Annotated in this window: 7 protein-coding genes; 5 read left to right on the top strand and 2 right to left on the bottom strand. The window is 47.1% G+C overall.

The window, feature by feature from the left end:
* The first annotated feature begins 4 nt into the window (after positions 1 to 4).
* The 3 genes from BGI33_RS08160 (at position 5) to BGI33_RS08170 (ending at position 7,144) form a co-directional block, all read left to right on the top strand.
* Entirely contained in the window at positions 5 to 1,417 is a 1,413-nt protein-coding gene (locus tag BGI33_RS08160; protein WP_100090716.1) for an FAD-dependent oxidoreductase, read from the top strand.
* Positions 1,418 to 1,854: 437 nt separating this feature from the next.
* A complete protein-coding gene (locus BGI33_RS08165) occupies positions 1,855 to 6,273 on the top strand; it encodes an RHS repeat-associated core domain-containing protein (protein ID WP_100090717.1) in 4,419 nt (1,472 codons plus the stop codon).
* A 19-nt stretch (positions 6,274 to 6,292) separates the two neighbouring features.
* Positions 6,293 to 7,144, top strand: coding sequence for an immunity 22 family protein (locus BGI33_RS08170; protein ID WP_100090718.1), 852 nt, complete (start codon positions 6,293 to 6,295; stop codon positions 7,142 to 7,144).
* Positions 7,145 to 7,239: 95 nt separating this feature from the next.
* On the opposite strand, the gene BGI33_RS08175 is transcribed toward BGI33_RS08170, so the two are convergent.
* Complete coding sequence (locus BGI33_RS08175) at positions 7,240 to 7,716, bottom strand: hypothetical protein (protein WP_144235407.1); 477 nt, start codon at positions 7,714 to 7,716, stop codon at positions 7,240 to 7,242.
* Between the two features lie 15 nt (positions 7,717 to 7,731).
* Between BGI33_RS08175 and BGI33_RS08180 the strand changes: the two genes are divergently transcribed.
* Together BGI33_RS08180 and BGI33_RS08185 are read left to right on the top strand one after the other, a co-directional pair.
* On the top strand, positions 7,732 to 8,577 hold the full coding sequence (locus BGI33_RS08180; RefSeq protein ID WP_218965173.1) for an RHS repeat domain-containing protein: 846 nt from the start codon (positions 7,732 to 7,734) through the stop codon (positions 8,575 to 8,577).
* Positions 8,578 to 8,597: 20 nt separating this feature from the next.
* A complete protein-coding gene (locus BGI33_RS08185; protein ID WP_100090720.1) occupies positions 8,598 to 9,443 on the top strand; it encodes an immunity 22 family protein in 846 nt (281 codons plus the stop codon).
* Positions 9,444 to 9,595: 152 nt separating this feature from the next.
* Here BGI33_RS08185 and BGI33_RS08190 read toward each other — a convergent pair.
* A partial coding sequence (locus BGI33_RS08190) for an integrase core domain-containing protein (protein WP_143557166.1) occupies positions 9,596 to 10,280 on the bottom strand: 685 nt, incomplete at its 5' end.

The following is a 10,280-nucleotide window of genomic DNA, read 5'->3' on the forward strand; positions in this document are numbered from 1 at the left end:
CCAGATGAGTCAACGCGAAAATGTTTACCAGTTTATCGATGTCCCGCGTGTCGATCCCCCGAAAGAGCCGCTGACCGTGCGTCAGCATGAGTTTGCGGAAATCTATCAGCCGTTTACTACCGCACAGGCGATTGCACAGGCCGACCGCTGTCTGGCCTGCGGCAATCCGTATTGCCAGAACAAATGTCCGTTACACAATAATATTCCCAACTGGCTGCGGCTGGCGAATGAAGGGCGGATTATCGAAGCAGTGGAACTGGCGCATACTACCAACAGCCTGCCGGAGGTGTGCGGACGAGTGTGCCCGCAGGATCGTCTGTGCGAAGGTGATTGCACTCTGAATGCTGAATTTGGTGCGGTTACCATTGGTGCCATCGAAAAATACATTACTGAACAGGCTTTTGCGCAGGGCTGGCGCCCTGATATCAGCGCAGTAGAAAAAGTAGGCAAAAAAGTGGCCGTAGTGGGTGCCGGCCCGGCCGGACTGGGCTGCGCCGATGTGCTGATTCGCAACGGTGTAGACGTTACAGTATACGAACGGGCGCCAGAAATTGGTGGCCTGCTCACATTTGGCATTCCGGCTTTCAAGCTGGAAAAAGAAGTGATGATGCGCCGGCGCCATGTACTTACCAATATGGGTATTGAATTCAAGCTGGGCGTGAATGTTGGCACAGATATCACCCTGCAACAGCTAGAACAACAGTACGATGCTGTATTTTTAGGCGTAGGTACTTATCAGGGGCTGCGTGCCGGCATTGAGAATGAGGATGCCAGCGGCGTCTATCTGGCCTTGCCGTATCTGATTGGCAATACCGAAAATCTGCTGAATATTGCCAGTAAAGATTATGTTTCCATGGCCGATAAGCGCGTAGTGGTACTGGGAGGCGGTGATACTGCCATGGATTGTGTGCGTACAGCTTTGCGTCAGCAGGCAAAAGAAGTTATCTGTGCCTATCGCCGCGATGCCGCCAATATGCCCGGCTCCAAAAAGGAATTCAATAATGCGCGTGAAGAAGGCGTGCAGTTTAAATTCAATGTGCAGCCGCAGGCCGTAGTGACCAATGCAGAAGGTGCCGTTACTGGTATTCAGGTGGTGAAAACCAGTATGGGCGCAGCGGATGAACGAGGGCGCCGCCGCGCTGAAATCGTTGCCGGCAGTGAAGAAGTAATTGCCTGCGATGCCGTGATTTTGGCGTTTGGTTTTGCTCCGCACAGCATGCCGTGGTTAAGCACTGTCGGCGTAACCGTGGATGAACGTGGCCGCATTCAGACTGGCGGCGAATATAAACAGCAAACCGCCAATCCGAAAATTTTTGCCGGCGGTGATATTACCCGCGGTTCAGATCTGGTGGTTACCGCCATAGCCGAAGGACGTGATGCGGCACAAAGTATCATGGATTATCTGGAAGTCTGTTAAACTGATGACCAGATAAAACTGCCTGTGGCCAACTGTATGGCCACAGGCAGTTTTGTTTTTCTGGGATTGTGGGGTAGTGCTTTCTTTTAGATTTTTCTACTACGCACATAAAAAAGGCCAAAATCCAGAAAATACAGGGATTTTGTCAGGAAGAAAGGGAGAAAATCCGCAATTCAATTTCCCAAATACCAGCACACTAACCCATTTCTATATACATCAATTATTAATAAAATTAGATAAAAAAGGTTAAATTGTGGCATAATTTATGCTTAATAGGAATGGTTAGCACCTGCCAACTTAACTGCTTTCCATTACCCAATACAACGTTTCCAATAAACACAGGGACGCATACCCAGTTTTCGGAAACGTAATTACCCTACAGGCAGGTAAATAAACAAAATTCTGAATTTAAAAACCAATCATTTAAGGGGATTGCCATGGGAGAAGCCTACTGGGCTGCCCGCGAGGGAGACATCCTTTTACACACCTCCATGCTCGCAGACATCGTTGGCGCTGCCGTAGAAATCGCCACCTATGCTGCCATTACCGCAGCCGCAGCCTTCCTCGTTTTCGGCTCCATAACCACCGGTGGACTGGCATTCAGCCTTGTCGTAGGCATCGTCATGACCATGACTGGCGGCGATAACGTCGTATCCAATCTCGCCGACTGGGTCAGTAGCATCTTTCCCCTCAACGAAGATGGCAAAATCACCACCGGCTCACCCAATACCCGTATCAACAGCAAACCGGCAGCCCGTGCCGCAGGCACAATAGACCCAAGCATCGAACTGACCGAAGACAGCGAACAACCACAACAACCCACAGAATTCCTCGACATAGCCGCAGGTATACTCAGTGGCTTGTGGGAAATGGCCAAAGAAATTTTCAGACCTACCGTAGCTACAGCCGACCCACGGGCAGTACCCAAAGATAACGACAAAATCACCTGTGCCAAGCATCCACATCTACCCGGTACATATGAATACATGGCCGAAGGTTCCAGCAAAGTCTACATCAACAGCCAGCCCGCCGTACGCAGCAACGACCGCAGCACCTGTGAAGCCAAAGTTACCGACAACTGCGAGGGTGGCGTCAGAGTTTCCAACAACGTGCGCATCGGTGGTGAACCCATCGTCGTGCGCCCGATACGCAGTGGCAAACACCCCATATCCTTAGGCATTGGCATATTAGCCTCCCTTAAGCGCCCCAATAAAAGATGTGTCCAAATTGGCTGTCTGCTGGTCAACCTCGCCATTAATGGCGCCACCAGCTATGTCATCGCCAGCGCGACCAAAGCCGTAACCCGCGGTAACCCCGTTCACCTGCCCACCGGTGCCAAACTCCTTGCCGGCACCGAAGAGCTCGACTTCACCATCCCCGCCCATTTCCCCATCGAATGGCAGCGTTTTTACAGCAGCATCGATACCCGCACCCACAACATGTTTGGTGCCGGCTGGAGCGTCCCCTATGAAGTAGAAATGGAAATCAATCCGCAGTCAGACGGCTCCTGCACCGCCTTCTACATTAACGAACAGGGAAGGCGCATCGAAATCGAAGCCTTGCAGCCGGGTGAAGGTATCCGCATTGTCAGTGAAAATATCAGCATCCGCCGTGGCCAACAGAATCGCTGGGTGATCGAAGATGACGACGGCACCTACCGCCTGTTTGAACCCGATCCCAACCAGCCCAATCGCCTCTACCTTACCCTGCTGCAAGACCGCAACGACAACCACCTGTTTATCTACCGTGATCAGCACAGCCGTATCAGCCACATCAGTGACGACAGTAAGGCTGCCACCATCTCCCTGCATTATCAGGATAAACGCCATCCCCAGCGCGTCACCCACATCAAACGAGAACTATCAGACGGCAGCAGCCAGCTACTGAACCAGTACCACTACAACGAACAGGGCGATTTACAACAGGTCATCGATGCTGAAAACCGCCCCACCAGAGAATTTGCCTACGACAACGGCCGGCGCATGAACTACCACCGCCTGCCCACTGGTTTGCAGTGCTATTACCAGTGGCAGCACTTCGACGGGCCAGCAGAAACCGCATGGCGCGTCATCCGCCACTGGAGCGAAGCCGACGGTAAACGTCTGGAAGACTACCGCTTCCAATATGATCTCGAACAACGCCTCACCACTGTATATGACAGTCTAGGTCGAGTAAGCCAGCATTACTGGAACGAAGTCTACCAAATCACCCGCTACATCGACCCCCTCGGCCAGACTACCGAATTTGAGTGGAACGAAGACCAGCAACTGGTCAGCGTCACCAATCCCCAAGGCGGGAAATGGCGCTACAGCTATGACGAACAGGGACGCGAAACCGCAGAAACCGATCCCCTCGGCCGTACCAGCCAAACCCAGTGGCTGCCACACTGGGCTTTACCCACCATCAGCGTCGACCCCGATGGCAGCACCTGGCGTTACTACTACGACCAGCGTGGCAACCTGCGCAGCGTTATTGACCCCCACAAACAGCGTACCCACTACCAGTACGACCTGCATGGCCAGATAGTTCAAATCACCGATGCGCGCGGTGGCAACAAATACCTGCGCTGGAACCAGAACGGTCAACTGATTCAGCACAGAGACTGCTCCGGTACCGCCACCCATCTCTATTACGATGCATCAGGCAATCTCAGCAGTATTTCCGACGCCCAGTGCAACAGCAGCAAATACCAGTACAACGCCGCCGGCCAGCTTACCGGCGTAACCTTATCCGACGGCAGACAGGAACATTATCGCGTCAACAGTGCCGGCCAGCTACTGACCTATACCGATCCCGCCGGCCACAGCACCCACTACCAGCGCGACCCGCGCGGATTGGTGCATACCCGCATCGATGCTGCCGGACGCAAACTCGGCTTTAACTACGATGCCTATGGCCGCCTCAACACCCTCACCAACGAAAACGGCGAACACTACCAGTTTCAATACGATGCCGCCGACCGCCTCATCGAACAAACCGATCTGGACGGGCGTAAACAGAAATACAACTACGATGCACTGAATAACGTCAGCGCCGTGCACTTTGCTGCCGGCAGCAGTGCCGAAATCACCCACCGCTTCAAACGCGATGCCATCGGCCGCCTCATCGGCAAATACACCACCGACGGCACCACCGCCTACCAGTACGATAAAGCCGACAACCTTATCAAAGTCGGCTACAAAAAAGCCGGCCTGCCCGCAGAAGCAGAACCCGACCTCATCGCCTTCAGCTACGACCAACTGGGTAACCTGCTGAGCGAAACCACCGCACAGGGCACCCTCAGCCACCAGTACGACCCACTGGGCAACCGTATCGCTACCACCTTGCCGGATGGGCGCACCATCAACAACCTCTATTACGGTTCCGGCCACCTGCACCAGATAAACATCGACGGCCATATCATCAGCGACATCGAACGCGACAACCTGCACCGCGAAGTATTACGTACCCAGGGACGCCTGAACACCCAGTTCAAATACGACCGCAACAGCCGCCTACAACACAAACAGATACGGCGCAATCAGAATCCCATCCTGCCCGATATCCTCATCGAACGCAGCTACCAGTACGACAACCTCGACCGGCTGGTAAGCAAAAGACACAGCAAACACGGCCAGACCGATTACTACTATGATCGCACCGGCAGAATCGAAGGCTGTCGTAACCAGAGATACTGGGAAACCCTGCAATATGATGCTGCTGCTAACCTATTAGACCACAGACGGCCAATAGAATTAGACCCTAGCAATCAGAATGTCATCCGCTGTAACCAGCTCCTGAATTTCAGAGAACACCACTACAGCTACGACGAGCACGGCCGAACCCAAACCAAACAGAGCATCGGCGCCACCCAGCACTACCACTACGATGCAGAACACCGTCTGAGCGAAGTACGCATCGAACAACTAAACCGCAGCCAGCGTTACGGCTACGTCTACGATGCCTTAGGCCGGCGTATCGAAAAGCATCAGATAGACCGCGACGGCCAACCTTACAATCGTACCCGCTTCCTGTGGGACGGCTTAAGAATGATTCAGGAAACCGGCCCGAATCACCCCACCAGCCTGTATATCTATACCGACCAGAACAGCTACGAACCACTGGCACGCATAGACACAGACGGCAACCATGAACAACATATCCGCTACTTCCACACCGACCTGAACGGGTGTCCGGAAGAGTTGACCGATGCAAACGGTAAAATACTGTGGGAATGTAGCTTTCAGCTCTGGGGAAAACGGATTCATGAAATCGAACACGAACCCATAGAGCAAAACCTCAGATATCAGGGACAATATTTAGACAGAGAAACCGGCTTACATTACAATACTTTCAGGTATTATGATCCGGATATAGGTCGCTTTACTCAGCCAGATCCGATAGGATTGCTGGGCGGGTTTAATCTGTATCAGTATGCGCCTAATGGGTTGACTTGGGTCGATCCGTGGGGATGGGCTAAAGCTCCGTGGCCAAGAGGAGGTTTTGATGACTGGTTTAATAATGCAACACCCGAAGAGATTAATCAGAATATCAAATCTGTAAAAGGAGCACTAAGAAATGGTGGCGGTAAACATGAAATGTTTCCAGTTAGCCTTGCTGCCAAAGCGAAGTCTTTAGGTTTTACTGCTGAGGAATTAAAAGCATTGACCGTACCGACAAAGGATATTTATTTTACCGGTGTTAAACATGGAAAAACAGGAGAAATACTTGAAGGAGCTCATCATGGCACTGATGCTGGCAGTTGGTTCCATAAGGAGCTAATAAGAAAATTGAAGGGAGCCAAATCGAAAACAGAAGCAAAATCCATTATAGACAGAATGCATAAGAAACATATGCGATATAAATCTAAATGTTAATAGAATAGGAGTAGTCAGCATGAATAAAATTGATTTGAATAAAGTTACTATTCAGCTATGGATAGGCAATAACTTTTCGTCAGATGAAGAATATCAACACTATTTTCATCAAAATTTTGAAATACCTGCATCATTTTTTGATAATAAACCATCATGTTTATTCTGTGCTGACCTAGATGAACCTTGTTATATCGAAAAAAGTATGGTTATACCTGATAGATTCTCTTCGCCTCAGGATATCAATCTTATTATTGATACAATAGAGGTGAATGAAAGTGAAAAGAAAAAAATCTATGAACAATGTATTAAATTAGGTATTACAACAGCCAATGCGGTATTCTGGTACATTAATAATAATGTTTCATTAAATTTAGAGGTACAAAAACCTTATAAAGAAAATTATAACGGACTTAAATATATAGGCGAATTTAACGCGGATACTAAATATCCACTAGAGGTATATGATCCAACAAGTGATTCCCACCTGTGGATAGGAACAAACCATATGCCGGTTGATGAGTTCAACCAATATTTTGAGCTGGATTATACAGCAGAATTAGGTAGCCCTGAATATAAAATTTGTGGCTTTTGTAAAGACACAGGTAATGACTGGTACGACGAGGATTTTGTCGGCTATCCAGAACCGCTGAAAGAGGAGGTTGACATTGCAACCCTTGTTGACCAATTGATTGCCTCTGACTTGGACTGCAAGAACCAGATAGTTCAGGCCTGTAACAAACTGGGTATAACTAAAGCAAATGCTGTAATTTGGTATACGGCTGAGAGCGAGTATGATAGCGAATTCAAACTTCAAAAACCCTATAAAGACAGCTATAACGGTCTTAAATACATAGGAGTGTTTAAATTCTAATATCAACACGCAAATAGTTGGTAAGCTTCACACTAATCTATCACACAAGCCTGAGTCTTATCGCTCAGGCTTTTTAATTGAATTAATCTTGTACGTTATTTTAAGAATATAACTATTGAAGATGATTTACCGATATCCTCATCGAACGCAGCTACCAGTACGACAACCTCGACCGGCTGGTAAGCAAAAAACACAGCAGACACGGACAGACCGATTACTACTATGATCGCACCGGCAGAATCGAAGGCTGCCGCAACCAGAGATACTGGGAAACCCTGCAATATGATGCTGCTGCCAACCTGCTGGACAGCAAACACAGAGAAGAATACAGCAACCACAATCTGATCCGCTGTAACCAACTGCTGCATTTCAGAGGACACCGCTACCGCTACGATGAACACGGCAGAACCCAGACCAAACAGACCATCGGTGCCACCCAGCACTACCACTACGACGCCGAGCACCGCCTGAGCGAAGTACGCATCGAACAAGCAGACCGCAGTCAGCGTTATGGCTACGTCTACGACGCCCTTGGCCGGCGTATCGAAAAACATCACAGGTAAACCCTGCAACCGTACCCGCTTCCTGTGGGATGGGTTAAGAATGATTCAGGAAACCGGCCTGAATCAGCACAGCAGCCTGTATATCTACACACCGACCAGAGCAGCTACGAACCACTGGCACGGATAGATAAAAGAGGTAATGACCACGAAAAAGTCATGTACTTCCACACCGATCTGAATGGCTGTCCGGAAGAGTTGACCGACGAAAACGGTAAAATACTGTGGGAATGCAGCTTTCAGTTATGGGGGAAACGGATTCATGAAATCGAACACGAACCCATAGAGCAGAATCTCAGATATCAGGGACAATATTTAGACAGAGAAACCGGCTTACATTACAATACCTTCAGGTATTATGATCCGGATATAGGTAGATTTACTCAGCCAGACCCGATTGGACTGCTGGGTGGCTTTAATCTGTATCAGTATGCGCCTAATGGGTTGACTTGGATTGATCCGTGGGGATGGGCTAAAGCCCCGTGGCCAAGAGGAGGTTTTGATGACTGGTTTAATAATGCAACACCCGAAGAGATTAATCAGAATATTGAAGCTGTAAAAGGAGGATTAAGAAATGGTGGCGGTAAACATGAAATGTTTCCAGTTAGCCTTGCTGCCAAAGCGAAGTCTTTAGGTTTTACTGCTGAGGAATTAAAAGCACTGACCCTACCGACAAAGGATATTTATTTTACCGGTGTTAAACATGGAAAAACAGGAGAAATACTTGAAGGAGCTCATCATGGCACTGGTGCTGGCAGTTGGTTCCATAAGGAGCTAATAGGAGAATTGAAAGGAGCCAAATCGAAAACTGAGGCCAAAAAAATTATAGAATCAATGCATACAAAGCATATGAGATACAAACTCAAATGTTAATTAATTAAGGAGTAGTCATCATGAGTAAAATTGATTTGAATAATGTTACTATTCAACTATGGATAGGCAATAACTTTTCGACAGATGAAGAATATCAACACTATTTTGAAGAGATAGAAGATAAACCAATTGATTTCGTTACACCATCATGCTTATTCTGTGCTGATATAGGCGAAATTCATTATATGCCAGAACGTTTGGTTATATTAGATAGATTCTCTTCACCACAGGATATCAATCTTATTATTGATACAATAGAAGTGAATGAAAGCGAAAAGAAAAATATCTATGAACAATGCATTAAATTGGGTATTACAACAGCCAATGCGGTATTCTGGTATATAAATAACGATTATTCATTAAATTTAGAGGTACAAAAACCTTATAAAGAAAATTATAACGGACTTAAATATATAGGCGAATTTAACGCAGATACTAAATATCCATTCAAGACATTTGATCCAACAAGTGATTCCCACCTGTGGATAGGGACAAACCATATGCCGCTTGATGAGTTCAACCAATATTTTGAGCTGGATTATACTGAAGAATTAGGTAGCCCTGAATATAAAGTTTGTGGCTTTTGTAAAGACACAGGTAATAACTGGTACGACGAGGATTTTGTCGGCTATCCAGAACCGCTGAAAGAGGAGGTCGACATTGCAACCCTTGTTGACCAATTGATTGCCCCTGACTTGGACTGCAAGAACCAGATAGTTCAGGCCTGTAACAAACTGGGTATAACTAAAGCAAATGCTGTAATTTGGTATACGGCTGAGAGCGAGTATGATAGCGAATTCAAACTTCAAAAACCCTATAAAGACAGCTATAACGGTCTTAAATACATAGGAGTGTTTAAATTCTAATATCAACACGCAAATAGTTGGTAAGCTTCACACTAATCTATCACACAAGCCTGAGTCTTATCGCTCAGGCTTTTTAATTGAATTAATCTTGTACGTTATTTTAAGAATATAACTATTGTGTACTAGCTTAAACTTAATCTGACAGACACTACCTACTCATCGGCATTCGTTCTAACACAATGACTGTCTGATGAGTAAAATAAATTCTCTAGCTGCTTTTCTTTAGCCAGTCCTTTTGTCTCTACCCAAGTTTGCCAAGGTGTCTTACCATAACAGTATTTCCCTGAATGTGCTCTTTCCCGATTGTAAAACTCTAGCCAAAGCTCAATATCTTGTTGTATCTCTTTCAGTTCTGTATATATTTTACGTCTAAACATAATATCATAACACTCGGTCTTCATCGTCTTATGGAACCGCTCACATATACCATTCGTTTGCGGACTGTAGGCTTTTGTTTTCGTATGCTCTATATCCTCCAAATTCAGATATAGTTCGTATGCATGACGCTCTTTATGACCGTTATACTCACTTCCTCTATCCGTCAGAATTCGTAAAAGCGCTACCTGCTCATTATCAAAAAATGGTATCACTTTATCATTGAGCATATCCGCAGCAACTAAACTGTTTTTCTCCGTATATACTTTAGCAAACGCCAGTCTTGAATAGGTATCAATAAACGTTTGTTGGTATATTTTCCCAATCCCTTTAATATGACCAACATAATATGTATCTTGTGCGCATAAGTATCCAGGATGCTGGGTCTCAATTTCACCCTGTGCCTCTCGCGCTGCTTTCGCTTTCTCTAAAGCCTGTAGCTGGCTTTCTGTTAACACAAGC

Origin of the sequence: Snodgrassella alvi (assembly GCF_002777425.1) — a bacterium.
Classification (GTDB): Bacteria; Pseudomonadota; Gammaproteobacteria; order Burkholderiales; family Neisseriaceae; genus Snodgrassella; species Snodgrassella alvi_B.